This window comes from Pseudomonas frederiksbergensis, from assembly GCF_035751725.1.
Lineage (GTDB): Bacteria > Pseudomonadota > Gammaproteobacteria > Pseudomonadales > Pseudomonadaceae > Aquipseudomonas > Aquipseudomonas frederiksbergensis_A.
On record NZ_CP142104.1, the window covers coordinates 4,340,171 to 4,366,976 of the forward strand.

Annotated in this window: 22 protein-coding genes; 11 read left to right on the forward strand and 11 right to left on the reverse strand. The window is 59.9% G+C overall.

Features of this window, described 5'->3' with window-relative positions; all coding sequences use genetic code 11:
* Nucleotides 1–18: 18 nt before the first annotated feature.
* Nucleotides 19–1,725, reverse strand: coding sequence for a ShlB/FhaC/HecB family hemolysin secretion/activation protein (locus VQ575_RS19220; RefSeq protein WP_039593151.1), 1,707 nt, complete (start codon nt 1,723–1,725; stop codon nt 19–21).
* Nucleotides 1,726–1,966: 241 nt separating this feature from the next.
* Between VQ575_RS19220 and VQ575_RS19225 the strand changes: the two genes are divergently transcribed.
* Complete coding sequence (locus VQ575_RS19225; protein WP_039593152.1) at nt 1,967–2,242, forward strand: hypothetical protein; 276 nt, start codon at nt 1,967–1,969, stop codon at nt 2,240–2,242.
* 120 nt (nt 2,243–2,362) lie between these two features.
* Here the strand turns inward: VQ575_RS19225 and VQ575_RS19230 are convergent, their stop codons facing one another.
* Entirely contained in the window at nt 2,363–3,709 is a 1,347-nt protein-coding gene (locus VQ575_RS19230) for a DEAD/DEAH box helicase (protein WP_039593153.1), read from the reverse strand.
* Between the two features lie 192 nt (nt 3,710–3,901).
* Here VQ575_RS19230 and VQ575_RS19235 point away from each other — a divergent pair, with 192 nt between their 5' ends.
* The 6 genes from VQ575_RS19235 to VQ575_RS19260 all read left to right on the forward strand — a co-directional run bounded on the left by VQ575_RS19235 (nt 3,902) and on the right by VQ575_RS19260 (nt 10,185).
* Nucleotides 3,902–5,191: a mechanosensitive ion channel family protein gene (locus tag VQ575_RS19235; protein WP_046509959.1), complete on the forward strand. Its 1,290-nt coding sequence runs from the start codon at nt 3,902–3,904 to the stop codon at nt 5,189–5,191.
* Between the two features lie 156 nt (nt 5,192–5,347).
* Nucleotides 5,348–6,727 carry an iron-containing redox enzyme family protein gene (locus VQ575_RS19240; RefSeq protein WP_325918248.1) on the forward strand — a complete coding sequence of 460 codons (1,380 nt, stop codon included), beginning with the start codon at nt 5,348–5,350 and terminating at the stop codon, nt 6,725–6,727.
* Nucleotides 6,728–6,737: 10 nt separating this feature from the next.
* Nucleotides 6,738–7,064 carry a Rieske 2Fe-2S domain-containing protein gene (locus VQ575_RS19245; protein WP_039593154.1) on the forward strand — a complete coding sequence of 109 codons (327 nt, stop codon included), beginning with the start codon at nt 6,738–6,740 and terminating at the stop codon, nt 7,062–7,064.
* Nucleotides 7,061–8,242: an MFS transporter gene (locus VQ575_RS19250; RefSeq protein ID WP_039593155.1), complete on the forward strand. Its 1,182-nt coding sequence runs from the start codon at nt 7,061–7,063 to the stop codon at nt 8,240–8,242. Before VQ575_RS19245 ends, VQ575_RS19250 begins: the two co-directional genes overlap by 4 nt.
* A gap of 10 nt (nt 8,243–8,252) precedes the next feature.
* Entirely contained in the window at nt 8,253–9,470 is a 1,218-nt protein-coding gene (locus VQ575_RS19255; protein ID WP_045155336.1) for an ATP-grasp domain-containing protein, read from the forward strand.
* Nucleotides 9,471–9,474: 4 nt separating this feature from the next.
* A complete protein-coding gene (locus tag VQ575_RS19260) occupies nt 9,475–10,185 on the forward strand; it encodes a phenylalanine--tRNA ligase beta subunit-related protein (protein ID WP_045155335.1) in 711 nt (236 codons plus the stop codon).
* An 18-nt stretch (nt 10,186–10,203) separates the two neighbouring features.
* On the opposite strand, the gene VQ575_RS19265 is transcribed toward VQ575_RS19260, so the two are convergent.
* The 5 genes from VQ575_RS19265 to VQ575_RS19285 all read right to left on the reverse strand — a co-directional run bounded on the left by VQ575_RS19265 (nt 10,204) and on the right by VQ575_RS19285 (nt 14,275).
* Complete coding sequence (locus tag VQ575_RS19265; RefSeq protein WP_039593157.1) at nt 10,204–10,620, reverse strand: Lrp/AsnC family transcriptional regulator; 417 nt, start codon at nt 10,618–10,620, stop codon at nt 10,204–10,206.
* Nucleotides 10,621–10,679: 59 nt separating this feature from the next.
* Complete coding sequence (locus VQ575_RS19270) at nt 10,680–11,555, reverse strand: carboxylate/amino acid/amine transporter (protein WP_039593158.1); 876 nt, start codon at nt 11,553–11,555, stop codon at nt 10,680–10,682.
* A gap of 227 nt (nt 11,556–11,782) precedes the next feature.
* Nucleotides 11,783–13,005, reverse strand: a protein-coding gene (locus VQ575_RS19275) for an IS3 family transposase (RefSeq protein WP_325918249.1) whose coding sequence is annotated in 2 segments (ribosomal slippage) — nt 11,783–12,654 and nt 12,654–13,005 — 1,224 coding nt in all. Because the reading frame shifts where the segments join, the coding sequence is not laid out codon by codon here.
* 205 nt (nt 13,006–13,210) lie between these two features.
* Nucleotides 13,211–13,810 carry an FMN-dependent NADH-azoreductase gene (locus VQ575_RS19280; RefSeq protein ID WP_039593365.1) on the reverse strand — a complete coding sequence of 200 codons (600 nt, stop codon included), beginning with the start codon at nt 13,808–13,810 and terminating at the stop codon, nt 13,211–13,213.
* 150 nt (nt 13,811–13,960) lie between these two features.
* Nucleotides 13,961–14,275, reverse strand: a complete 315-nt coding sequence (locus tag VQ575_RS19285) for a hypothetical protein (RefSeq protein ID WP_039593364.1) — start codon at nt 14,273–14,275, stop codon at nt 13,961–13,963.
* A 50-nt stretch (nt 14,276–14,325) separates the two neighbouring features.
* Here VQ575_RS19285 and VQ575_RS19290 point away from each other — a divergent pair, with 50 nt between their 5' ends.
* The 4 genes from VQ575_RS19290 to VQ575_RS19305 all read left to right on the forward strand — a co-directional run bounded on the left by VQ575_RS19290 (nt 14,326) and on the right by VQ575_RS19305 (nt 18,553).
* Entirely contained in the window at nt 14,326–15,249 is a 924-nt protein-coding gene (locus tag VQ575_RS19290; protein WP_039593363.1) for a LysR family transcriptional regulator, read from the forward strand.
* Between the two features lie 14 nt (nt 15,250–15,263).
* The gene (locus tag VQ575_RS19295; RefSeq protein ID WP_039593362.1) at nt 15,264–16,067 is read left to right on the forward strand and encodes an alpha/beta fold hydrolase; all 804 of its coding nucleotides are present in this window, start codon (nt 15,264–15,266) and stop codon (nt 16,065–16,067) included.
* A gap of 4 nt (nt 16,068–16,071) precedes the next feature.
* The gene (locus tag VQ575_RS19300; RefSeq protein ID WP_039593361.1) at nt 16,072–16,635 is read left to right on the forward strand and encodes a peptidylprolyl isomerase; all 564 of its coding nucleotides are present in this window, start codon (nt 16,072–16,074) and stop codon (nt 16,633–16,635) included.
* 85 nt (nt 16,636–16,720) lie between these two features.
* Nucleotides 16,721–18,553, forward strand: coding sequence for an ABC transporter ATP-binding protein (locus VQ575_RS19305; RefSeq protein WP_325918250.1), 1,833 nt, complete (start codon nt 16,721–16,723; stop codon nt 18,551–18,553).
* Between the two features lie 64 nt (nt 18,554–18,617).
* Here the strand turns inward: VQ575_RS19305 and VQ575_RS19310 are convergent, their stop codons facing one another.
* From VQ575_RS19310 to hrpA, 4 genes are all read right to left on the reverse strand, one after another.
* Nucleotides 18,618–19,742: a GNAT family N-acetyltransferase gene (locus tag VQ575_RS19310; protein ID WP_325918251.1), complete on the reverse strand. Its 1,125-nt coding sequence runs from the start codon at nt 19,740–19,742 to the stop codon at nt 18,618–18,620.
* Nucleotides 19,743–19,868: 126 nt separating this feature from the next.
* Nucleotides 19,869–21,179 (reverse strand): OprO/OprP family phosphate-selective porin, encoded by a 1,311-nt coding sequence (locus VQ575_RS19315; RefSeq protein WP_045155329.1) that lies wholly within the window; start codon nt 21,177–21,179, stop codon nt 19,869–19,871.
* 227 nt (nt 21,180–21,406) lie between these two features.
* Nucleotides 21,407–22,528 (reverse strand): beta-ketoacyl-ACP synthase III, encoded by a 1,122-nt coding sequence (locus VQ575_RS19320; protein WP_325918252.1) that lies wholly within the window; start codon nt 22,526–22,528, stop codon nt 21,407–21,409.
* A gap of 258 nt (nt 22,529–22,786) precedes the next feature.
* Nucleotides 22,787–26,698 (reverse strand): ATP-dependent RNA helicase HrpA, encoded by a 3,912-nt coding sequence (hrpA, locus tag VQ575_RS19325; RefSeq protein WP_325918253.1) that lies wholly within the window; start codon nt 26,696–26,698, stop codon nt 22,787–22,789.
* Nucleotides 26,699–26,806 lie beyond the last annotated feature (108 nt).

Genomic DNA, 26,806 nt, shown 5'->3' on the forward strand with positions numbered 1-26,806 from the left:
CGGGTCTCGTGCAGCGAATTAGATGGATAGGTCGAGGCGGAAGTAGATCGGCGCTTCGCGCTCGGTCAGGGCGTCCGGACGTTCCAGGGAATGGGCGAAGGTGACGCTGGCGCTCAGGTGTTGGCCGCGGGCAAACAGCTCCAACGAGTTGCTCGACATGCGTCCGTGCTGATCGCCGTTGTAGCGATCGCCCCGAATGACGCCCTGGTCGTAACCGAGGCTGGTGCCGTACTCGGCGAACACCGGGCGCAGCCATTCCAGGGTCACCGGGCGGCTCCAGCGCAGGTCGTTGCGCCAGTAGCCGCCGCTGTCGCCGGACAGCGACTGATCCTTGTAGCCACGGATCGAAGACTGTCCGCCCAGGCTCATGCGTTGCGGGCTGAACAACACGTCTTCACTGCGCTGGCCGGTCATCAGGCTGCTGAAGCTGAAGGACTCGCCCCACACCTTGAACGGTTGCAGATAGCTGGCGGTGGCGGTGTATTTGCGGTAGCGGGCATCGGCCTGGCCGGGACCCGGATCGTTGTCGCCCTGGGCATCGAAAGCGCCGATGCCTTGCTGCACGCCCAAGTCCAGGTTGACGAAAGCGTTGCCGACCCGGCGACCGTGGTTGATGCCGAACTGGCCCTCACTGAGGCGATTGCTGCTGACATCGAGTTTGCTGTCCTCGATGTAGCTGTTGGTACGCAGGTAGGCCAGGCCGGTGTTGAGTGAGGTTTTGCTCACGGCGTCGCGGTGGATCACCCGCTCGACGCGCAGCTGATGGTTCTGGCTGTCGCCGGTCTGCTTGAAGTTGAAGCCGTTGGCCGGGATCTGCGAGCGGTATTCGCTCTGGCTGTAGGTGTAGCTAAAGTTCCACCAGCCCCAGGGCAGGTTGTAATACAGCATGGCGTTGTTGGAGGTGTGCTGGTGGTCGGTCATGGCATCGTGACCGCCGCGCAACATCAACTGATCGGCCAGCCCCAACGGGCTGTCCCATTCGAAACTGGTGCCCCACTGTTGTTCGCCGGTGCTGCGCTGGCCGTCGTTGCTGCGGGACAAACCGGCGCGCCACGGCTTTTGCGGATCGTTGGTGACCAATACTTGGCTGCCGCCGACGTTCTGGCCGGGGGTCAGCTCCATTTTGGCCTGGTTGGACGGCAGGCGGTTGAGCTGGTCCACCAGTTGCTCGATTTCCCGCAGGTTGACCAACTCCCCGGTCTCGCCGGGAAACGCCATCGCCAATTCCCGCTCGGACAACCCGCTGTTTTCGGCGCCCTTCAGGCCTTCCAGTCGCCCCTCGACCACCAGCACCTGCAAATGGCCGCTGGAAAGATACTGTTGCGGCAAATACGCCCGGCTGGTGACCAGGCCTTTTTCGATGTAGTGATCGGTGATGACTTTAAGCAGTTCGTTGAGCTGCGGCACGCCCAGGCATTGGCCGATGTAGGGCTTGAGCAAACGTTCCCGATCGCTGGCGGACAAACTGTCGGCGCCTTTGAGTTCGATGGACTTGATGGGGAAGCAACGGGTATCGGCAGGCGCTGTCGGTTGGGTAGGCTTCGCCTCCTTGCCCGGCAGGTCCTTGAGTTCTTCGAGGCGCCGACGCTGCTCTTCGAGCAAGCGATTCTGGCGTTCGCGGATCAGGTCAGTGTCACCAGGAGTCGGGGCGGCGTTAGCAAGGGAAAGCGGAGAAAGGCACAGCAAAGCCACGCACAACCTCGCCCAAGGGGCGGGTGAGAACATGTTCGATCCCTCGACAGAAATGACATCAAAATAGTGGCGCGATATTAATGAGCCATCATTTTGACGTCAACCAAACGTGCATATTTCGAGGTGATTGGCCTAGCCGTACGTCTGGAATGAACCGGTACTGGAACGCGAAATCCGCCACGTCCAAGGTCGACGCCATAACGATCAAATGAACTTCCCCGTGCACCCCGGCCTCAACCGAATAACAGCCCAACAAGAAGTACGAGGCCCAGCCATGAAGACCCTCATCAAACTCACCCTCGCCGCCACTCTCGCCTGCGCCCTGCCCGCCTGGGCCACTTGCACACCTGAGGAGGCGACCATCAAACGCGAGCAACTGGCGGATAAGGTTGCCAAGCTCACCGAGCAGGACCCCTCCAAAGCAAAAGAGATGAATGACGAACTGCAGGCCATGAACATGGAGACATCCAGCAAGGATGTGCCGGACAAGTGCCAGTTGATCGACAAGCGCTTGAAGGAAATGGAAGAGGCGCAGAAGAAGGCGGAGTGATTGCTGAACTCAGGACAGCGGGCTTCTGTGGCGAGGGAGCTTGCTCCCTCGCCACGGGTCAGTTACGCATAAAAAAACCGGACTCAAGGTCCGGTCTTTTCATGCAGCGCTAACGCCAACTCACTCAGCCGCCGGCGCCTCTGGCTTGCGGCGCTTGAGCGGGGCCATGCCGTCCTTGCTGACCAGCGACGGGGCGTCGGTCTTCGGACGGTTGGCGGTCTTGCGCTTGGTCGGGGCCTTGGCGCCGGTCTTTTTCTTGTCGCCCTTGCCGTCGACCTTTTTCTTCTTCACGCCAACGGCCTTGCCCGACGCCTTGACCTTTTTCGGTCCGCTGTAGGCACCTTTGACTTCCTTGATGGTGCGGCGCTCGAAGCTCTGCTTGAGGTAGCGCTCGATGCTCGACATCAGGTTCCAGTCGCCGTGGCAGATCAACGAGATCGCCAGGCCGTCATTGCCGGCACGGCCAGTACGACCGATGCGGTGCACATATTCGTCGCCGCTGCGAGGCATGTCGAAGTTGATGACCATGTCCAGGCCATCCACGTCCAGGCCACGTGCGGCAACGTCGGTGGCGACGAGGATCTTCACGCCGCCCTGCTTGAGGCGGTCGATGGCCAGCTTGCGGTCTTTCTGGTCTTTCTCGCCGTGCAGCACGAACGCTTTGTATTCCTGGGCGACGAGGCGGCCGTATATGCGGTCGGCCATGGCCCGGGTATTGGTGAAGACGATGGCCTTTTCGTAGGTCTCGTTGGCCAGCAACCAATTCACGATCTGCTCTTTGTGCTGGTTGTGGTCAGCCGTGATGATCTGCTGGCGGGTGGTGGAGTTCAGTTGGCTGACCGCGTTGAGCTGCAGGTGCTCAGGGTTGTTCAGCACCTTGGCGATCATCTCGCGCAAGCCCGAACCGCCGGTAGTGGCGGAGAACAGCATGGTCTGCTGACGGTTCACGCATTCGTCCACCAAGCGCTGCACGTCTTCGGCAAAGCCCATGTCGAGCATGCGGTCGGCTTCGTCGAGTACCAGCACTTCGACTTCCTTGAGGTCGAGGTTGCCGGCGTTCAGTTGTTCGATCATCCGTCCCGGTGTGCCGATCAGGATGTCCGGCACCTTGCGCAGCATGGCGGCCTGGACCTTGAAATCTTCGCCGCCAGTGATCAGGCCCGACTTGATGAAGGTGAACTGCGAGAAGCGCTCCACTTCCTTCAAGGTCTGCTGGGCCAGCTCGCGGGTTGGCAGCAGGATCAGCGTCTTGATGCTGACACGGACCTTGGCCGGGCCGATCAGGCGATTGAGGATCGGCAGCACGAACGCGGCGGTCTTGCCGCTGCCGGTTTGCGCCGTCACCCGCAGGTCACGCCCTTGGAGCGCGAGCGGAATAGCCGCTGCCTGCACCGGCGTTGGCTCGACAAATTTAAGCTCGGCCACGGCTTTGAGCAGGCGTTCGTGCAGGGCGAATTGGGAAAACACGGGTGCTACCTCGAAGAAATGCAAAAAAACAGCTGCATAGGGTAACGGTTTCGAGCGCGAAGGCCGAGTTTCTTTGTGCAAACGGCAGCAAATCAGCGTGTTTTCATGATTGGATTCGCGATCAACGGTCACTTCGCGGCGCTTAAATGCTCTAATTCGCCCCATCGCGCTCACAGAAGAACCGTCTCGCCCATGGATATCAAACAACTCTGGCTCAACCTCCAGGATTTCTGGGGCGCCTTGGATAAACATCCGCTGCTGCATTCCGGTCTTGCGCTGGTTTTGCTGGTGGCGATCGCCCTGGTGCTCGGGCGCGTGGCGCGCTACCTGATCCTGCACGGCGCCAAGCTGATCGGCCGCCAGCCGGCCCTGCATTGGGTCAACGACCTGCGCCAGAACAAAGTCTTCCACCGCCTGGCGCAGACCACGCCGTCGCTGATCATTCAGTTCGGCCTGCACCTGGTGCCGGGGTTGAGCAAGACCAGCATGATTTTCCTCGGCAACGTCGCGCTGTCCTTCACCATCCTGTTCATGTTGCTCGCCATCAGTGCGCTGCTCAGCGCCCTGCTGGACGTCTATGCTCGCACCGAACATGCGCGCACCCGCTCGATCAAGGGCTATGTGCAACTGACAAAAATGGTGCTCTACGTCTTTGGCGCGATCATCATTGTCGCCACGCTGATCGACCGCTCGCCCCTGTTGCTGCTGTCGGGCCTGGGTGCGATGTCGGCGGTGATCCTGTTGGTCTACAAGGACACGCTGCTGTCGTTCGTCGCCAGCGTGCAGTTGACCAGCAACGACATGCTGCGGGTCGGCGACTGGATCGAGATGCCGCAAGTGGGCGCCGACGGTGATGTGGTGGACATCACGTTGCACACGGTGAAGGTGCAGAACTTCGACAAGACCATCGTCTCGATCCCGACCTGGCGGTTGATGTCCGAGTCGTTCAAGAACTGGCGCGGCATGCAGCAATCCGGCGGACGGCGGATCAAGCGCAGCCTGTTTATCGACGCCAGCGGCGTGCGCTTCCTGCATGACGACGAAGAGCAGCGCCTGTCCCAGGTGCGCCTGCTGACCGATTACATCGGCCGCAAACAGGCGGAGCTCAAGGCCTGGAACGAAGCCCAGGGCAACGTTGCGGCGATGTCGGCCAACCGTCGGCGCATGACCAACCTGGGTACATTCCGCGCCTACGCCCTGGCCTATCTGAAAAGCCATCCCGAGATCCAGCCGAACATGACCTGCATGGTCCGCCAGCTACAGACCACCGCCCAGGGCATTCCGCTGGAAATCTACTGCTTCACCGGCACCACGGTATGGGCCGACTACGAGCGCATCCAGGGGGATATTTTCGATTACCTGCTGGCGGTGATGCCTGAGTTCGGCTTGGGCTTGTACCAGCAGCCGAGCGGCACGGATTTGCGGGCGGGGTTGTTGGCCATCAAACCGGACGTCAAGGCAGTCGAACGCTTGGAAAGCTGAACGCTACGACTGGCAGATCGATCATGAATCGAATCAGCCGAAATACCGCTATGCCTTTAGTGGATTTCACTACGAGCGCGGACATATCTCGTCTATTTCCAAGTGTTTCAAACCATTAGCATCTTGCCTTCATTCATTGAGCGAAGGCGCTACAACATGTTATGGACGACAAAACTCACCCGTGAGTCTGCCTACGATGGATCGAATGCAGCAGCCGAGGCACTCGCCCTCTATGCTCAGGCCGATGCGTTCGCCCAGCCCAGCAGTTTTTATACCAGCAGCCCGTATCGGCGCCCCTCGCGACCTCAAGACATCAATGACTCGCTGCTTACCGAGAGCCTGAAAAGCAACCAACTTTCCAGCAGCCACCATTTGTTGGCGCAACGGTTGCTGTTGAACATCTACGAGCAAGACTTGGTTTTCCTCCCCAAGCCGCCCATGGCGTTCAACCTGAAGGAGTTCAAGGACTTCTATGAGCCACAACACGTGGCGTTCGGTAAAAAGATCCGTCCCGTGCTGGAGAACTATGTCTACGGCTGGCTCAAGGAAGAAGTCCACATCAATGGCCCCTGGGAACTTGAATCGTTCCTGGCTCATACCGATAAAGTGTTGGAAGACGTCGCTCAATCCGACTCGAGACTCTTTCAAGTACTGACCACCAGCCGAGACCCACAACGGGCGGCCAAGTTTTTCATGACCCAGTGCGCGGGGGACTTTCTCAGCGAAGCGTCTGCCATGGCCCGCAACGTACTGGGCAACTGCGGCGTCTATACCAGTGAGTTGTTCAAGATTCTGATCGACGAGTACGGCTATGGCGTGGACAAGAAGAAACACAGCACGATCTTCGAGGACATGCTCAAGGCGATGGGCATGTCGCACCATGTCCATTACTACTGGCAGTTCTATACCGCCAGTTCGCTGTCATTGACCAACTACTTCCACTATGTGTCAGCCAACCATGGCGAGCTGTTCCGCTACATCGGCGCCATGTATTACACCGAAGCCACGCTGGCCTTGACGACCAAGCACCAGTCCCGTGCCATCCGGACAATCTTCGACAACACCGTACCCACCGAGTACTTCGACGAGCACTCGCATATCGACGTTCATCACGGACGGATGGCCTTGAAGCGCCTGATCATTCCGATGATCGAACAGTTCGGCAACACGATCATTCCAGACCTGATCCGCGGTTTCGAGGAATTCAAACTGCTCCAGGACATCGCCGACGAAGAGCTCTATGCACATATCAAATGGCATGACGAGCTGGATGAACACCGTGCCCGCGCCGCAGAACTTCATGGCAAGCGCAATGTGGACATGCGCATCACCGAGTCGGAAAACGAGCTGTCGGTGCTGCACACCCATTCCAACGATGAATTGTTCTGGGTCGAGTCAGGCGAGCTGGACTTTGTCATGAGTCCCGAATTGTCGGTCCGATTGAAGGCTGGCGAAGGCATCGTCATCCCCAAGGGGATGATTCATGGCACTTGCGTTACCAGCAAGACTTGCACTTACACCGTTACGGCAATTTGAGTGTCCCGCCATGAAAGCTATCAGTCTGAACCTGGCCCATGTTCATTACGTGGCCGTGGATGAGAAAACCTATTTCCTCAAGCGGCATTCTCACTCAACGCAACTACTGCCCACTGAGTGTCCCCATCGAGGCGGCCCGTTACACATGGGCGACGTCACGCAGGATGGGCAAAGCGTTATCTGCCCTTGGCATGACAACGCCTACAAGCTGTGCAACCTGGAAAAGAAATCTCTGCCAACGGTACGTGTGCGTAACGTCATCAGCACCGTTGTCGGCGAAAACAACCGGTGCGTGCCGCTGCTTAAACTTTCTCGCCACGTTGAGTTAAGCCAATGACCCATAAATCAACCTTAGGGGCGTTCTATTCGATCGTGACCCTTTTCACCGGCCTGGACATGGCGATCGTCATCGCCATGGTCTGGTTTGGCCTGGAAACCACCGGCTCGACTTTTTTGGTGGGCGCGACGCTGTGCGTGGCAACCGTGGTGCCTTATCTCTGCGAGCAGTTCATCGGCAGGTTCTTTACCGTCGAACTGAGCATGCGACGGCTGCTTTATATCCGGCTCATCGCGTTCGGAGCCGTTCTCGGGCTGTCATTGACCGATGCAGCCCTGCTGCCGATCGGCTTCTTGGGCATCGCGTTCGTTGTGGGCGTCACCGACTATTTCACCATCAGTACCCTGGAGTCGAAAAACACCAAGCTGGTGCTGGCAGGCGTGACCAACAGCGACACGTCCGCGCGACTGATGCAAACCTCCATTCAGATCGGGGCCTTCGGCGGTGCGTTGCTGGGCGGAGTGATCGTGGATGTCTTCTCGGTCAACCAGACCCTGCAGATCATCAGCGTGGCCGCTATCGTGTCGCTTGCAGCAATGCTGCTTGTTGCCGCGACGCCGACTCGCGACGACCCGGTACAAGCACCGCAAGCCAGTGCGGCGCTTGTCCGAAGCCTGCCGGCAAATCTGTACATCCTGATCATTGTCCTCAGCATGATTGGCTTCCACATTGGCGCGTTCAACAGCCTCGTGCCCATTGTTTTCCAGAAGCTCAACGAGTGGAACGCAACCCTCTTCGGCGTTGCCAGTGGCCTGGCCGGCCTGGGTGCCTTCAGCGCTGCCGTGTTGCCGCGAATCAAGCTCAACAGCTACAGCGCCATACTGCTGGTGGTCCTGGCCGACGTCGCGATCGTTTATCTCCAGAACCTCTACGTGATGATGGCCGCAGCGTTCCTGCTGGGCTTTTGCATCAACAGCTTGAGGATCCAGCTGCGCAAGACGCTGATCGAGTCAGCACCCAATGCCCGGACCGCCGACGTCATTGCCGCCAAAAGCTCGCTCTATTACCTGCTGGTCAGTGGCTCGGCGCCCATGATCCTGACCTTTTTCACCACGTCGGGCTTGTTGGGTATCGAAGGTGCGCGCCTGCTGATGATCGTGTCCGCCGCATTGCTGGGATGTGCCGTGCTGGTGTGGAACCTCAGCCCTGCCGCCACCCACACAGTCACTGCCGAATAGGAATCGCCAATTGAAAACCGTACTGATCGTCGACCCCTTCTCCACCGGCAAGCTCTATTCGCCGTTGCTCAATAACCAAGGTGTACGCTGCATCGCCGTGGTGTCCTCCCGCGACTTGCCCCAGCACTTCACCTGCGACTTGGTGGAAGATAACTTTGCAGATATTTTCTACTGGGACGATCAACCGCTGGACGCACTGAAAGCCTTGTCCGTGACGGCCGTGATCGCTGGGTGCGAGACCGCGATCTACCTGACGGACTACCTGACCGAATCCCTCGGGGTCGTCGGTAACAGCAGCAGAACCAGTGACCTGCGTCGCAACAAGTTCGCCATGCAGAAAGCGCTGGAGGAACAGGGTCTACGCCACATTCCTTCGAACACCTTGAAATCGCCAGCGCAAATCCCTGACTTCGTGGCCACGCTGGATCCGGCTCTGAAATACGTGATCAAGCCATTGAATTCCGCAGCCACGCAGGGGGTAGTATTTGCCGAAGGCGGCGCAGCGGTCCGGACCGCACTGGACGACGCGGCATGGAATCAAAGAAATGACCTGGGTGAGATCAACCTGGGCTTTATTGTCCAGCCGTTCATATCCGGTCCGGAATACGTGGTCGACATGGTCGCTTTCGAGGGGACATTCATCATTGCCTCGGTGTGCAGATACGCCAAGATCCATAAGAACGGTAGCCATTTCGTCTATGAAAGCCTGGACACCCTTGATCCCCGCTCGCCCGATTTGCAGCCGCTGATCGACTACGCTCGCAAAGCGGCCGCCGCGTTGGATATCAGGGTAGGTCCGATCCACATGGAAATCATCTGGTCCGACGCCGGCCCGGTGATGATCGAGGCGGGAGGCCGCTTGCACGGAGGGATCGCGCCGCAGCTCTTCCAACAGGTTTATCAGCCTGATTTGCTGTCACTGTCCATCGACAGCTACCTGGGACGTTCGCGGCCTGACACAGCAGAAGCCGGCGCAATCAGCCAGGGACGGATCGGTTTTTTCTGCTCCAACGAAAACCGCACGTTCAATGCGCCTCCTTTGTCGACACTGCAAAGCGTCGCACAGGACAGTGCCTATTGCGGTCATAAATACTTCATCACCCCCGGCGACACCACACCGGTGACGATCGACTTTGCCACGTGCCCTGGCTTGTTCTGGCTGCATCACCCCGAGATCAGCCAACTGGACGCCAGCACTGAAAGTCTACGCAAGCAATTATGGGGATGATCTGATGAAACCCCGTTTGATTATCCAGAAATCAGCCAGTGACCTGGGCATCAACAATGCCTGCGCGGCGGTAATAGACAACATTACCGTTTCCGACGACCGAAGCTTCATGGGCGTGTTGCAAAACAACCTGAATCATGTCGCCTCACACCTGAACAGCCTGATCTCAAGCAGCGTCTACGAAGGGTTCTCTCGACAGCTCAAGAAGCTTGGCTATGAAAATACCGTGAGTGCCAACGAAAAACTGCTCAGGCGATTCATTTCCAAGGGTGCCCAACCCATCAATAACATCGTCGACGCTTACAACGCCGTTGCGATTCGCCATGGTGTCAGCATCGGCGTGCACACTTACCATCGTCGGGAGGACATCCACGTATTGCGCTCGGAGGAGCCCAGGAAGTTTCGCCCGTTGTTCGCCAAGAAAGACATCACCATCCCCACCGGAGACCTGATCTACAGCTGCGGCGATGTCCCTTTGGCGAGCATCGGCAAAGTGGACGCCGATGCCCACGATTTTCGTCTGACCCAGGATTCGTCCAGCCTGCTGGTCGTGGTACTGGGGCACGACGAAACGCCAGGGAAGTTCAATCAATCGGTCATCGAGGAGTTGGTAGGACTGCTTCGTCAGAAAATGCCAAGCCTGGACCACTACTTCCTTGAAACCGTGCTCGCCCAGCCCCTCCAGCAAGGGATCCTAGTGAGCAGCGCCGATTGACGCTGCTCACTGATAATCTCAGCGCCAAGCCTTGAGCACCGGATTGACCACTACCTCGTTGACGTGCTCGATTTTCAGGAAACTGTCCTTGAGCACCATGAGCGCCTCGAAGTTTCTGTATTTGACTTCGAGCATCATGTCCACATCGCCGAAGAGCGAGTAGGCATGGATCACTTCCGGGTAGTGGTGGATCTTCGGGAACACCAGGTGACAACTGTTGCCGTCAAGCCGCAACATCAGGAATGCCGACTGCTGGGCTTTCTCATCCTCGGCAACGTTGATCGTAAAGCCCAGGATCACGCCTTTTTCAATCAGCTTCTGAACTCGCGATTCCACCGCCGTACGGGATTTGTGAACTTGCCTGGCAAGCTGCGCCAGGCTGACTCTGGAATCATCCTTCAAGGCAGCAATAATCAGCTCATCAACCTTGTCCACTGCGCAACCCCTTATTGATCCGTTCCGTCGTCATGGCATTTGCCCGATGCCAATGTTGATCATGCCGCGGAGTTTACGCCAGGCACGGGTCTGTTACCCAACCGACTGATCCACACCGCCGCCAATATCACCGACCCGCCCAGCAGCAGTCGCCCCAACGCCTCGTGCTGGTTCCAGATCAGCAGGTTCACCAGCAGCCCCACCGGCACGTGCAGGTTGTTCATTACCGCCAGCGTGCCGCCGTTGACCAGGCAGGCACCTTTGTTCCACCAGTACAGCCCCAGCGCGGTGGAGACCAGGCCGAGGAAGGCCAGCACGCCCCACTGCAACGGTGCTTCGGGCCAGAAATTTGTCTTGCCGAACAGCAGGAACGCCGGCAACGCCACCATCAGCGCGCCGAGATAGAAATAACCGAAACGCCGGTAATGCGGCAGGTCGCTTGGGTGACGCGCCACCAAGTGCTTGTACAGCACCTGGCCGGCCGCGTAGGTGAAGTTGGCCAGTTGCAGCAGCAAGAAGCCCATGAAGAAGTCCGGGTTGATCCTGTCATAACGAATCACCGCCGCGCCGGCCACGGCCACCAGTGCCGCGATCAACGCCCAAGGGTTGAAGCGTCGATTGAGGGCGTCTTCGATCAAGGTCACGTGCAGCGGCGTGAGGATGGTGAACAGCAGCACTTCTGGCACCGTCAATACCCGGAAACTCAGGTACAGGCATACGTAGGTCACGCCGAACTGCAACGCACCAATCAACAACATGCCGCGCATGAACGACGGCTCGACCTGGCGCCAGCGCGTCAGGGGGATGAACACCAGTCCCGCCAGCACGACCCGCACCAGCACCGCGAAATAACTGTCGACATGCCCCGCCAGGTACTCGCCGATCAGGCTGAAGGAAAACGCCTGGATCAAAGTCACAAACAGTAGATAGCCCATACCGCCTCTCATTTTGAATGGCGGCGAAGATAGCGGGTTTTGGTGGTTGTCGCGACTCTCTCGACACACGGAACCCTGTGGGAGCGGGCTTGCTCGCGAAGGCGGCCGGCCAGTCGACATCCACATGGCTGATCCACCGCTATCGCGAGTAAGCTCGCTCCCACAGGGTCCTTGGCGCCCATCAAATCCCTGTCTAGTCCTGAAATAGGTTTACACCTGTTTCAGTCTCAAAACGCCTGATGCACCGCATCGGGCGTTTTGTATTTCAGGGACAGATGAGGTCGCTTACGGTTATAGATTTCTATCGATTCCTCAACCATGCGCTTGGCTTGGGCAAGGTCTTTGGGACGGTGTAAAAGAAATTCTGTTTTCAGAATCCCATTCACTCGTTCCGCTAGAGCATTTTGGTAGCAGTCGTAGCCATCAGTCATCGAACACCTGACGCCATGTTTGGCGTGCAGCTTTTGGTAGAGATCAGAGCAGTATTGCGAGCCCCGATCTGAGTGATGTACCAACGGTTGATTGGTTCTTCGGTGGCGAAGAGCTTTCGTCATCGCCCGGATGACTGACTCGGTATGCAGGCTTTCATGCACGTGATGGCCGACTATTTTGCGCGAGAACGCATCAGTGACCAGACTTACGTAAGCGACGCTTTGCTCGGTCGGTAAGTAGGTTATATCCGCCACCCAGACCTGTTCCGGGCCGGTGGCAGTGACCTGGTCAGGGCCGGGCTTGAGCCGATTCGGATGTCGACGGAAGCGATGATGGCTGTCGGTCGTCTTGTGATAAGCGCGTTTGCGTGGGACCAGTTGTCGATGATCCCGCAAAATATCGAACAACCGATCTCGGCCTACCGTTTGCGTCAGTTCAGGTTCGGATTGCATAAGGCCATGCAGCTTGCGGGTGCCCAACCGGGGCATTTCAAGACGTGTCTCCAGCACAAACCCCAACACCTTTTGCGCGTGGCTGGCTTGCGCGTCGTAAGCTCGATTGCGCTTGTAATACGCCTGCCGTGAGATGCCCAGAAACTGGCAAGCCCTGGTAACACTCAGGCCTTCGATTTGCCCTTGGGTGAGGACTTGCCGGATCGCTTTTTTACGACAGAAACACCGTAATCGTTCTTTAGTACGTCAACGACAGCTTCAAAAAATTGGGCTTTCTGGTTGGCAAGGGCCAGCTTTTCTTCCAGCTCCTTGATTCGCTGCTCTGGTGTCAGCGGCAAATTTGGCTCGGCCATCGGTCGGTTCCTCTGGGCACGAATGGAGGCGCCTTGGCTCCAGTCCTGCCGTCCATGCTTGCGTAACCACACCAACACAGTCGACCGGCCCTGGATCCCATAACGCCGTTGAGCCTCTTTATAACTCAGTTCGCCCTTTTCAACCTGATCGACGACCGCCAATTTAAAGCTCAGCGTGTAATCACGCTGACTGCGCTTCTTTCCTGAATCCATTGGTTCCTCCTGAGGATAGGTCAGAAGGTGTAAACCTTATTCAGGACGAGACACCCAGGCAAAAAAAGCCCGATCTCGCTAAAGCGTTCAATCGGGCTGATGCACTCAGGAGCAATAAGTGCAAAGGGAGGTTCGATGCGCAAAACGGTTTGAAGGGAAGCGCCGAGTCACTAGACCACTCGGCGATTATCCGAACATTAACGGCTCAGGCGACCTGGGAAAGCTTGGCGTTGGCCTGGTTCAACCCCTTCTCCTGGAAATCGCCGCCCAGGTTCATGCCCTCGGCATGGATGAAGGTGACGTCGTGGATTCCGATGAAACCCATCACTTGGCGCAGGTACGGTTCCTGGTGATCGGACGCGCCGCCAGCATGAATGCCGCCGCGAGCGGTGAGCACGAAGGCACGCTTGTCGGCCAGCAGTCCCTGGGGACCGGTGGGGGTGTACTTGAAGGTCACACCGGCACGCAGCACGTGGTCGAGCCAAGCCTTCAATGTACTGGGGATCGCAAAGTTGTACATCGGCGCCGCCATGACCAGCACGTCGGCGGCCAGCAGTTCGTCGGTCAGTTGGTTGGAGCGCTCCAGCGACGCGTTCTCGATGTCGTTGCGCTGCTCGGCCGGCTTCATCCAGCCACCCAGGAGATTGGCATCCAGATGCGGAACCGGGTTGACCGCCAGGTCGCGAACGGTGATTTCATCGGCCGGATGCGCGGCTTTCCACTGGTTGATAAAGGTCTGGGTCAATTGACGGGAAACCGAGTCTTGCTGGCGGGCACTGCTTTCGATGATCAGAACGCGGGACATGGCTTGTAGGCTCCATCTGAGAAGGTTGTAAGTCGATGGAGTGAAGGTTAAGCGCGATCATATCGATGAAAAAGCGCAAATAATTGCTGCAAAGCATCGATAAATTCGTTTATAAGCGGAGCATGCTTTTATGGCACTGCCCCGCCGCGGCTATTTCGGCTTGCAGGTCAGCTCGATGCGCAGCTTGATGATGTTGCGGTTGAACTTGGCGGTGGCGTTCTTGAACTTGCCGGCGGCGACTTCGATGGTGCGGGTGCGCGGCGCTTCCGGGCCGTTGCGAAACACCACTTTGCAGGTCGCATCGGTGCTGCCGTAGTTGTTGACCTGGATCGAGCCGATGTCGGCGTCGGTGTCGTAGGCGGTGTAGTCGATGCTCAGGCCGTTGAGGTGTTTTTCCACGTCGATCGGGTAGGCAAACGCAGTCAGCGGCAGCAGGGCCAGCAGCGCACAACAGATTTTTTTCATTCGGCAGTCTCCACCAAGGGACCGCCAGCTTAGGACAAGAGGAGCTCAATATGAAAGCGCCCCGCGTGACCCTGGATCAATGGCGAACATTGCAGGCGGTGGTGGACCATGGTGGTTTCGCCCAGGCCGCCGAAGTGCTGCATCGTTCCCAATCCTCGGTGAGCTACACCGTGGCTCGCATGCAGGACCAGCTCGGCGTGCCGCTGCTGCGCATCGATGGGCGCAAGGCTGTGCTGACTGAAGCCGGCGGCGTGCTGCTGCGCCGCTCGCGGCAACTGGTGAAACAGGCCAGCCAACTGGAAGACCTTGCTCACCACATGGAACAGGGCTGGGAAGCGGAAGTGCGACTGGTGGTCGACGCGGCCTACCCCAGCGCCCGCCTCGTCCGGGCGCTGACGGCATTCATGCCGCAAAGCCGGGGGTGCCGGGTGCGGTTGCGTGAGGAAGTGCTGTCGGGCGTCGAAGAAGTGCTGCTCGAAGGCGTGGCGGACCTGGCCATCAGCGGCTTCAGCATTCCCGGCTACCTGGGCGCGGAACTGAGCGACGTCGAATTCGTCGCGGTGGCCCATCCGGAACACCCCCTGCACCGACTCAACCGCGAGCTGAACTTCCAGGACCTGGAAAGCCATCTGCAAGTGGTCATCCGCGACTCCGGTCGCCAGCAACCCAGGGACGTCGGCTGGCTCGGTGCCGAGCAACGCTGGACCGTGGGTAGCCTGGCCACCGCCGCGACTTTTGTCGGCAGCGGCCTGGGATTCGCCTGGCTGCCGCGGCACATGATCGAACGAGAACTCAAGGAAGGCTTGCTCAAGCGTCTACCCTTGGAACAAGGAGGCAGCCGCAACTCGACCTTCTATCTTTTCTCGAACAAGGAAAAACCCCTGGGCCCGGCGACGCAGATCCTGGTCGAGCTGCTGCGCACGTTTGATACCGCGCCGCTGGATGCGCCATTCGCCGCCCCTGAACAAGCCTGACAAGGACCTTGCCGATGGCCTATTTCGAGCACGAAGGTTGCAACCTGCATTACGAGGAATACGGCCATGGCGCGCCCTTGGTGCTGGTGCACGGGCTGGGCTCCAGCACACGTGACTGGGAAAAACAGATCCCGGTACTATCCGCCCGCTATCGCCTGATTGTCATGGATGTGCGCGGCCACGGTCGGTCCGACAAGCCCCGCGAGCGCTATAGCATCGAAGGATTCAGCGCCGACCTGAGCGCGCTGATCGACCACCTCGACCTGGGCGCGGTGCATCTGGCGGGCTGGTCCATGGGCGGCATGATCTGCTTTCAACTGGCCGTGGACGAACCCGCGCGGGTCAAGAGCTTGTGCATCGTCAACAGCGCCCCCGAGGTCAAGGTCCGCACGCCTGACGATTGCTGGCAATGGTTCAAGCGCTGGAGCCTGATGCGCTTGCTCAGCCTGGAAACCATCGGCAAGGCCCTCGGCGCCAAGCTGTTCCCCAAGCCCGAACAGACCCAGTTACGCCTGGAAATGGCCCGGCGCTGGGCAACGAATGACAAACGTGCTTATCTCGCCAGTTTCGACGCCATAGTCGGCTGGGGCGTACAGGAACGTCTGTCGCAAGTTGCCTGTCCAACCCTCATCATTTGCGCCGACCACGACTACACCCCGGTGGCGCTGAAAGAGGCCTATGTAAAGCTGTTGCCTGACGCACGACTGGCAGTCATCGCCGATTCACGGCACGCTACGCCGCTGGATCAACCCGAACGCTTCAACCAAACCCTGCTCGAATTCTTGATCGCAATCGATTCCACTACTCAGGATCACTGAACCCATGCTGAAAAAAATCGCCCTCGCCGCCGGCTCCGTCCTCTTTGCCGCCAACCTGATGGCCGCGCAGCCGGCCAAGGCGCCGCACGTACTGCTGGACACCACCAATGGCCAGATCGAAATCGAACTGGACCCGGTCAAGGCCCCCATCAGTACCAAGAACTTCCTTGAGTACGTCGACAGCGGCTTCTACAACAACACGATTTTCCACCGGGTGATCCCGGGCTTCATGGCCCAGGGCGGCGGTTTTACCCAGCAGATGCAGCAGAAAGAGACCAAGGAGCCGATCAAGAACGAAGCCAGCAATGGCCTGCACAACGTTCGCGGCACCTTGTCGATGGCCCGCACTTCCAACCCGAATTCGGCCACCAGCCAGTTCTTCATCAACGTGGCTGACAACGCCTTCCTCGATCCGGGCCGCGACGCCGGCTACGCGGTGTTCGCCAAGGTGGTCAAGGGAATGGACGTGGTGGACATCATCGTCAATTCCCAGACCACCACCAAGCAAGGCATGCAAAACGTGCCGATCGACCCTGTGATCATCAAGTCGGCCAAGCGCATCGACTAAACCCGCAGGGCAAGCCTGGGCGGCATCGGCGATCCCGCGCCGCCCACAGCAAAAAAAGGAGAGCCCTGCCCGGGCTATGTAACCCATGGTTTATCGCCGTTTCGAAAAACTGATCGACATCTTCCGCGACGCCCCGACCTCGGCCCCGCCGAACCGCGTCCTGCCCTTCTACACCTATTACCTGAAACAGGTCTGGCCCAGCTTCGCCGCGCTGCTGGTGGTCGGCCTGATCGGCGCGCTGATCGAAGTGGCGCTGTTCAGCTACCTGAGCCGTATCATCGACCTGACCCAGGCCACGCCCAACGCAGACTTCTTCAAGCTCCACGGCCTTGAACTGGCCTGGATGGCCGTAGTCGCGCTGGTTTTCCGGCCGATCTTCGTCGCCCTGCACGACCTCTTGGTGCACCAGACCCTGAGCCCGAGCATGACCAGCCTGATCCGCTGGCAAAACCACAGCTACGTGCTCAAGCAGAGCCTGAACTTCTTCCAGAACGACTTTGCCGGGCGTATCGCCCAGCGCATCATGCAGACCGGCAACTCACTGCGCGATTCGGCGGTGCAGGCGGTGGACGCGCTGTGGCACGTGCTGATCTATGCCATCAGTTCCCTGGTGCTGTTCGCCGAAGCCGACTGGCGCCTGATGATCCCGCTGCTGATGTGGATCGCCGCCTACATCGGCGCGCTCTGTTACTTCGTGCCCCGGGTCAAGGAGCGCTCGGTGGTGTCGTCCGATGCCCGCTCCAAGCTCATGGGCCGGATCGTCGATGGCTACACCAACATCACCACCCTGAAGCTGTTCGCCCACACCAACTTCGAACAGCAATACGCCCGCGAGGCCATTGAAGAGCAGACCGAAAAAGCCCAGTTGGCCGGTCGCGTGGTGACCAGCATGGACGTGGTCATCACCAGCATGAACGGGTTGTTGATTGTCGGCACCACGGCCCTGGCGCTGTGGTTGTGGACCCAGTCGTTGATCAGCGTCGGCGCCATTGCATTGGCCACCGGCCTGGTGATCCGCATCGTCAACATGTCGGGTTGGATCATGTGGGTGGTCACTGGCATTTTCGAAAATATCGGCATGGTCCAGGACGGCTTGCAGACCATCTCCCAGCCCGTCAGCGTCACCGACCGCGAGCAGGCCAAGCCGTTGGCGGTGGCCCAGGGCGAAGTGCGCTTCGAGCATGTGGATTTCCACTACGGCAAGAAAAGCGGGGTGATCAGCGACCTCAACCTGGTGATCAAGCCGGGCGAGAAAATCGGCTTGATCGGCCCATCCGGCGCCGGCAAATCCACATTGGTGAACCTGCTGCTGCGCCTTTACGACGTGCAGGGCGGGCGCATCCTCATCGACGGCCAGGACATCGCCCACGTCGGCCAGGAAAGCCTGCGCGAACGTATCGGCATGATCACCCAGGACACCTCGCTGCTGCACCGCTCGATTCGCGACAACCTGCTTTACGGCAAGCCCGACGCCAGCGACGCGCAACTCTGGGAAGCGGTGCACAAGGCCCGGGCTGACGAGTTCATCCCGTTGCTCTCGGACGCCGAAGGCCGCACCGGTTTCGATGCCCACGTGGGCGAGCGCGGCGTGAAGCTCTCCGGCGGCCAGCGCCAGCGCATCGCCATCGCCCGGGTGCTGCTCAAGGACGCGCCGATCCTGATCATGGACGAAGCGACGTCAGCGCTGGACTCGGAAGTCGAGGCGGCGATCCAGGAAAGCCTCGAGACGCTGATGCAAGGCAAGACCGTGATCGCCATCGCCCACCGCCTCTCCACCATCGCCCGGATGGACCGGTTGGTGGTGTTGGAGAAGGGGCGCATCGCCGAGACCGGTAGCCATGCCGAACTGTTGGCCCAGGGCGGGTTGTATGCGCGGCTCTGGCAGCATCAGACGGGTGGGTTTGTCGGGATCGATTAGGTCCGTGTTGCACAAAATCCGTGGCGAGGGAGCTTGCTCCCTCGCCACGAAGTCTCGGACAGCTTCAGCACTGCCGATAAGGCAGTGCTGTCCTGGCCTCTTCGGCATACGCCATTACGCCCTCGTGTTCCCGCGCGAGAAAATCCGCCACCGCCGCTTTCAGGCCTGGATGGCGCAGGTAGTGCCACGAGCGCGTGATCACCGGCTCGAACCCGCGGATCAACTTGTGCTCGCCCTGGGCTCCGGCGTCAAAACGTTGCAGGCCATTGGCAATCGCGTAATCCATGCCCTGGTAGAAACACGTCTCGAAATGCAGGCGGTCGAATTCCGCCAGGCAACCCCAATAACGCCCATAGAAACTGTCGCCAGCCACCAGGCTGAACGCCATCGCCACCGGGCGTGAGCCTTGCTTGGCCAGCACCACGCGAATGGTCTCGGGCATGCGCTCGGCCAGCAGGCTGAAAAAGGCGCGGGTCAGATAAGGCGCCTGCCGACGCACCGCGTAGGTGTTGGCGTAACAGGCGTAGACAAAATCCCACTGCGCCTCGTCGAGTTGATGGCCGTCGAGCCACTCGAAATCGATACCCTGCCCCGCCACTTGCTCGCGCTCCTTGCGCATCTGCTTGCGCTTGCGGGAGCTAAGGGCATCGAGAAAATCCTGGAAGTCCCGATAGCCGCGATTCTGCCAGTGGTATTGGCAACCGATCCGCTGCAACCAGCCCTCCTGCCCGGCCAGAGCAGCATCGGTCGAGGCATCGGTGAAGTTGATGTGAGCACTGGAAAGCCCTTCGATCTCCAGATAGCCCGGCAGGCTGCCCAGCAGCTCCAAGCCATCCTCCACCCGTGCCGCCAACAGTCGCGGACCACTGACCGGACTGAACGGCACCGCCGTCAGCAGCTTGGGGTAATAGTCGATGCCGGCGCGGGCGCAAGCGTCAGCCCAGCCGTGATCGAACACGTACTCGCCATAGGAGTGCCATTTGCGATAACTGGGCAACGCCGCCAGCAAGCGCCCCTCTTCGATGTGCAGCAAGTGCTCGGGCTGCCATCCGGTATGCGACCCCAGGCTGGCACTGTCTTCGAGGGCTGTGAGAAAAGCGTGGCGCAGGAAGGGTTGATTGACGGGCACCAACGCGTCCCACTCGTGTGGCGCGATGGCGGACAAGCTGTCCAAGACGTGAAGCGGCATGCGGTTCCCCGATATCCAGACGACGGATTGCGCGAGTATCGCCGATCCAGAATAAAAAAACCCCGCCGGAGGCGGGGTTCAAAGGAGCGTAACGGATGAAAGTGCAGCGGTGTATCAGGTTACGATTTAGAACACGTACTGGGCGCGGACTACGAAACCGTCACCATCGTCGTCGCCGTTGGCGTTGGTGACTTTGTCGGTCTTGGCCTTGACGTAGGCGCCGGTGATTTTCACCGCCTCGTTGGCGTACCAGTTCACGCCCAGGTTGTGGACCTTGGCTTCGGCATCGCCGACTTCACGGGTTGCCGAGGCAGTGGTGATGTTGTCGTCTTCGACGGTCAGGCTGTCGAAGCGGTAGAACACTTCCCAGGCGCCGATGGACTTGTTCTGTGGCTTGATCGCGTCGAACTTGCCGACTTTATAGCCGCGAGATTCGCCAGTGAGGGTGTAGGCACCCTGGACGTAGAAACCGTGGCCTTTGATGTCTTCGAAGGCGGCGCTGTCAGCTTTGGTCTTGCGGCTGATGTATTCACCTTGGATCGACGCTGGGCCCATGGCGAAAGCGGCTTCCAGGCCGAAGGCGGTGTCGGTATCGTAAGAGCCTGCTGCGGAGGGGTTGGCGCCGCCCAGGAGTGGACGGTTGCCATTGGCGCCAGCATCGTTGCCGCCACCCGTCACCACACCGCGCATGCCCAAACGGGAGTGATAACGCGCGTCGAACGCGGTGTCGGAAACATCGCGCGATGCCACGTTCAATCCGAAGTGCAGGACGTTACCGGCGTCGTGCATCGGAGCGAAGACGAAGCGACCGTTGACTTGCTTGACGCTGTTGCCGTCGGTGTCATTGTTGTCCTTGCTGAACACACCGGCCGAAGCGTAGAACGAATCGGCGAAAGTGCTGGACGCTTGCAGGCCCATGCCATTCTGATGGCCGTTGGCCCAATCGATCAGGTCGTAGGCGGCGTTACGCTCAGGAGCCGTGACCCACTTGGAGCTGGTGGCTTTTTCCAGGCCGAAGTCCGGGTCGAAACGGCCGACCTTGATCGATACCGGTTTGAAGCCGTTATAGGCCAGGGACGCTTCGTCGAAGTAACCGTCCTCGGAACTACCGGCGTTATGAGAAAAATCGTAGTTGATGGTGTAGGCCCAATCCGTGTACAGCACGCCGGACAGTTCCAGGAACGCACGACGGAAGTAAGCGGCGTCGGCCGTATCACCGTTTCTGGTGTAGATCCCGTCGAACTGGCTGTAGTCAGCCTGCAAACGACCGCCGAGCTTGAAGCTGAACTCTTTGTCAGTGGTAGCGACCTCCAGGCCGCCCTTGGTCTTGACCACGATATCGGCGCCGTCAGTGGTCACGGTGCCGGCGAAAGCCTGGGCGGTTACTGCCATTGCCAGAGCGCTGGCGGCAAAACCTGCGAAGTGCTTACGGATCATCGAAGAATTCCCCTAGTTGGTAGTCTATGCGTTAGAAAACACGCGGAACTGGGCCCGCTGGTGTTGGGAGGGGATCTTGGCGGCGGGGTGTGTCAGGCAAGTTGCTATCACATAAAGATTTTATGACAGCGGAACTTTTTACTTCGAAAGGGAATAACAAAAATGCCACAAAACTGTGGGAACGAGCTTGCTCGCTCCCACAGGAGTTTATTGCGTTGGACGATGGATCAACGCTTGCGCAGGATCACGCTGCCGATCGAATAGCCGGCGCCAAACGAGCTGAGCACCGCGACCGAACCGCTGGGAAGGTCGTCTTGGTACATGTGGAATGAAATCACCGAACCGGCCGAGCTGGTGTTGGCGTAGCGATCGAGGATCACCGGGGCTTCTTCTTCGGTGGCCTCGCGTCCCAGCAGCTTGCGCACGATCAACTGGTTCATGCTCAAGTTGGCCTGATGCAGCCAGAATCGCTTCACTTCGCCGACGTTCAGCTGGTTCTCCTCCAAGTGGGCGCCGATCAGTTCAGCGACCATCGGGCAGACGTCACGGAACACCTTGCGGCCTTCTTGGACGAACAGTTTGTCCCGGCTGCCGACGCCCTCTTCCGCCGCACGGTTGAGGAAACCGAAATTGTTGCGGATGTTGTTGGAGAACTTGGTGAGCAGCTTGGTGCTGACCACGTCGAACTGGTACGGCGAGGTCGCCTGGTCCGCCCGCTCGATGATCACGGCGGTGGCTGCGTCGCCGAAAATGAAGTGGCTGTCGCGGTCGCGGAAGTTCAGGTGGCCGGTGCACACTTCCGGGTTGACCATCAGGATCGCCCGGGCCTGGCCCAACTGCACGCTGTTGGCGGCGGCCTGGATGCCAAACGTCGCCGACGAACAGGCCACGTTCATGTCGAAACCGAACCCTTCGATGCCCAGGGCTTCCTGGACTTCGATGGCGATGGCCGGGTACGGACGCTGCAGATTGGAACAGGCGACGATCACCCCGTCGATGTCGGCGGCGGTACGGCCGGCGCGCTCAAGGGCTTGTTTCGCGGCGCCGACGGCCATTTCGCATAGCACCGACCACTCGTCGTTGGAGCGCTCGGGCAGGCGTGGGGTCATGCGTTGTGGGTCGAGGATACCGTCCTTGTCCATGACAAAGCGGCTCTTGATGCCGGAAGCCTTTTCGATGAACGCGGCGTTGGATTCGGTCAATGCCTCGACTTCGCCGCGCTCGATGGCGTCGGCGTTGTCGGCGTTGAATTGGGCGACATAGGTGTTGAAAGATTGCACCAGCTCTTCGTTGGAGATGCTGTTGGCCGGGGTGTACAGGCCGGTGCCGCTGATGACGACGTTATGCATGGGTCGTGTCTCTGATCTGTTCAGGCAGAAAGTATTGGCACCGACGTACCAACACGCAAAGGGACTTTTCCCATCCGGGGGAAGCAGTCCTGGCATCGCTTTATTCCGATCCGCCCGTGACATTGAAGCGCAAAACCACGGGACCGGCATTTATAGGCGCGAAGTTTGCCATAAACGCTGGCGTTTGGCCCATTCTCCCTTACTTACGACACAAAACCCTGTGGGAGCGGGGATATGTGGTGTCGTCCAGTTATCTGCTCACCCCTCTACCAATCCCCACTGCTTGCCCAGGCGCTTGTCGGAAATCGGCACCTTGGTGCCCAATTGCTGGGCAAACAGCGACACCCGGTATTCCTCCAGCCACCAGCGATACAGCTCCAGTTGCGGGTCACGCTTGCCTTCCTGGGCGTGCTTGCTGGCGCGGGCCTGGTATTGCGCCCAGAGGTTCGACAGTTCGCCACTCCAGACCCGATCTTTCTGCACTTGGCTGCCCAGCTTCTCGAAGCGTTGCTCGATGGCCTTGAGGTAGCGCGGCAGCTCCTTGAGCCATTGGTGCGGAGTCTCCCGCACGAAGCCTGGATACACCAGGTGACTGAGCTGTTGCTTGATGTCGTTCAGCGCCACGGCCTGGGCCAGGTCGATCTTGCCCTTGAAGCGCTTTTGCAGGCCATGCCAGAGCTTGAGGATGTCCAGGGTCAGCTTCGCCAGGCGTTCGGCGTGCTCGGTCCAGCCGCCGCGCTTGCGTTCGGCCAGGGCCGCCAGCGCGGCACCGTCACGGGGCAGGCTCGGCTCGCCTTCGAGGATGCAACTGTCGAGACTGGCCAGCAGGATGTCTTCCACCAGACTGTCAATACGTCCCAGCTCGCGATAGAGCAGGCCCAACTCCGTCAAACCCGGCAGCTTGCCACGGAGGAATTTCGCTGATTCGGCCAGTTGCTGCATGAGCAAGCGCTGCAAGGCACGGCGATGCTGGAACTCGGCTTCGGCCGGGGTCGGGAAGCGACCTTCCTTGACCACGCCGCCCTCTTCCACCAGCGCCGGGTAGACCGTCATCGACAGGCCGGCGATCTTCTGCTGGGTTTTCTCGGCCACCGGCGCGAAGACTTTCGCCTCCACCGGTTCCTGGTTTTTCGCCGTTTGCGGCACGGCTAACGCCGCCTGGCTGGCTTCGGCAAAACGTGCCGTCAGTTCGGCCAGGTCTCGTCCTTCGCCGAGGAACTTGCCCTGGCCATCGACGATTTCCAGGTTCATGCGCAAGTGACTTTCCACCTGCTGCGCCGCTTCGGCCCAAGCTTCGTCACTGACCCGCGCGCCGGTCATGCGCAACAGCTCACGGCCCAGCGATTGAGGCAGCGAGCCCTCGGCAAACGTGATGCGTTGCAGCGCCGCCTTGACGAAGTCCGGCACCGGCACGAAGTTCTTGCGCAAGGCCTTGGGCAGGTTGCGCACCAGGGCGATGCACTTGGCCTCGATCATCCCCGGCACCAGCCATTCCAGGCGTTCCGGCGGCAGCATCGGCAGTAGCGGCGCCGGTACCCGCAAAGTCACGCCGTCGCGGGGATGGTTGGGCTCGAAGTGATAGCTCAACGGCAAGGTCAGGTCGCCGACGCGCAAGGTGTCGGGATACTGATTGGCCGTTACCTCGCTCGCCTCGCGGGCCAGCACATCTTCCTCGCGCATGACCAGCAACTGCGGGTCTTTCTGGCTGTTGATCCGGTACCAACTGTCGAACGTCGCGGTCTGGTGGATCTCGGCGGGCAGGCGCGCATCGTAGAAGGCGAACAGGGTTTCCTCGTCCGCGAGGATGTCACGGCGACGAGCCTTGGCTTCGAGCTCGTCGAGTTGTTCCAGCAACCGCGTGTTGGCGCTCAGGCACTTGGCCTTGGACTGGATCTCGCCGCGCACCAGCGCCTCGCGGATGAACAGCTCACGGGACACCACCGGGTCCACCGGCCCGTAGTGCACCGGCCGGCGACCGACGACGATGAGCCCGAACAGGGTAATCTGCTCATAGGCCACCACTTGCCCGCGCTTCTTCTCCCAATGAGGTTCGAAGTGGTTTTTCTTGATCAAATGCCCGGCCAGCGGTTCGATCCAGTCCGGTTCGATCTTGGCCACCATGCGCGCGTACAGCTTGGTAGTTTCCACCAGTTCGGCAGTCATCAGCCACTGCGGACGCTTCTTGCCCAGACCCGACGAGGGGTGGACCCAGAAGCGTCGCTGGCGAGCGCCGAGGTAATCACCGTCTTCGGTTTTCTGGCCGATTTGGCTCAACAGGCCCGACAGCACTGCCTTGTGCAGTTTCGGGTAGTCGGCCGGATCCTTGTTTAGGCTCAACTGCATGTCGCGGCAGATCAGGCTCAACTGGCGATGGGAATCGCGCCACTCGCGCAGGCGCAGATAATTCAGGAAATTCTTGCGACACCAGTTGCGCAGCGGGTTGGCGGTCAGGGCCTGGCGCTGCTCTTCGAAACCGCGCCATAGATTGACCAGCCCGGCGAAGTCCGAGTCCGCGTCCTTCCACTGGGCATGGGCCTGGTCGGCGGCCTGTTGTCGCTCGGGCGGACGCTCGCGCGGGTCCTGGATCGACATGGCGCTGGCGACGATCAGCACTTCCTGGAGACTGCCCAATTTTGCCGCTTCCAGCAGCATGCGGCCCATGCGCGGGTCCACCGGCAGGCGCGCCAACTGCCGACCCAACGGCGTCAACTGGCTGTTGCGGTCCACCGCCGAGAGTTCTTGCAGCAGGTTGAAACCGTCGCTGATGGCCTTGCCATCCGGCGGCTCGATGAACGGGAAATCGGTGATCTCGCCGAGGCGCAGGTGCAGCATCTGCAGGATCACCGCCGCCAGGTTGGTGCGCAGGATTTCCGGATCGGTGAATTCGGGCCGGCTGAGGAAATCTTCCTCGCTGTACAGCCGCACGCAAATCCCCGGCTCGACCCGCCCGCAGCGGCCCTTGCGCTGGTTGGCGCTGGCCTGGGAAATCGCCTCGATGGGCAGGCGCTGGACCTTGGCGCGATAGCTGTAGCGGCTGATGCGCGCGGTGCCGCTGTCGATCACGTAGCGGATGCCCGGCACGGTCAACGAGGTTTCGGCGACGTTGGTCGCCAACACCACGCGACGGCCCGGGTGGGATTGAAAGATGCGTTGTTGTTCGGCCGGCGACAAGCGTGCATAGAGCGGCAGGATTTCAGTGTGCTTGAGCTGGGCCTTGCGCAGCATCTCCGCCGCGTCGCGAATCTCCCGCTCACCCGGCAGGAACACCAGCACGTCACCGGGACTGCGGCGTTCGCTGCGCTCATGGGCGGCGATTTCGTCGAGGGTGGCGAGGATCGCCTGGTCGACGGTCAAGTCGTCCTCGACCCGGTTGCCCTCCTCGTCCTGCTCCAAGGTCAGAGGGCGATACCAGGTTTCCACCGGGAAGGTGCGGCCCGAGACTTCGACGATTGGCGCGTCATCGAAGTGCTTGGAGAAACGCTCCAGGTCGATGGTCGCCGAGGTGATGATGACTTTCAGGTCGGGGCGGCGCGGCAGCAGGGTCTTGAGGTAGCCGAGCAGGAAATCGATGTTCAGGCTGCGTTCGTGGGCTTCGTCGACGATGATCGTGTCGTAGCGTTCGAGGTAGCGATCGTTCTGGGTCTCGGCGAGCAGGATGCCGTCGGTCATCAGCTTGATCAGGGTGTTGGCGTCGCTCTGGTCTTCGAAGCGCACCTGATAACCCACCAGCGCCCCCAACGGCGTGGCCAGTTCCTCGGCCACGCGACTTGCGACGCTTCGGGCGGCAATGCGGCGTGGCTGGGTGTGGCCGATCAAGCCCTGCTGGCCGCGGCCGATTTCCAGGCAGATCTTCGGCAACTGGGTGGTCTTACCCGAGCCGGTTTCGCCGGCAATGATCAGCACTTGATGCTTGAGCAGCGCCTCCTTGATCTCGTCGCGCTTGGCGGCGATCGGCAAGTTGTCGTCGTAGCGAATCGACGGCACGCTCGCCTTGCGCGCCAGCACCTGGTCGCACGACGCCTGCATGCGTGCCACCCATTGGGCCAGCTTGGCCTCGTCGGGTTTCTTGCGCAGCTCGAGCAACTGCCGCCGCAACCGGTGGCGGTCAGAAAGCATGGCGTGGTCGAGGTTTTTCAGCAGTTTGTCGATTGCAGGGGCTTGGTCAGTCATCAGGTACGCAAGGGTCGTCGGTTTGAGCAAGGGGGCGATTGTCGCAGATTTGCGCACAGGACGCTGCGCGGTGGCGCTTTCGTGGCGAGGGAGCTTGCTCCCGCTCGA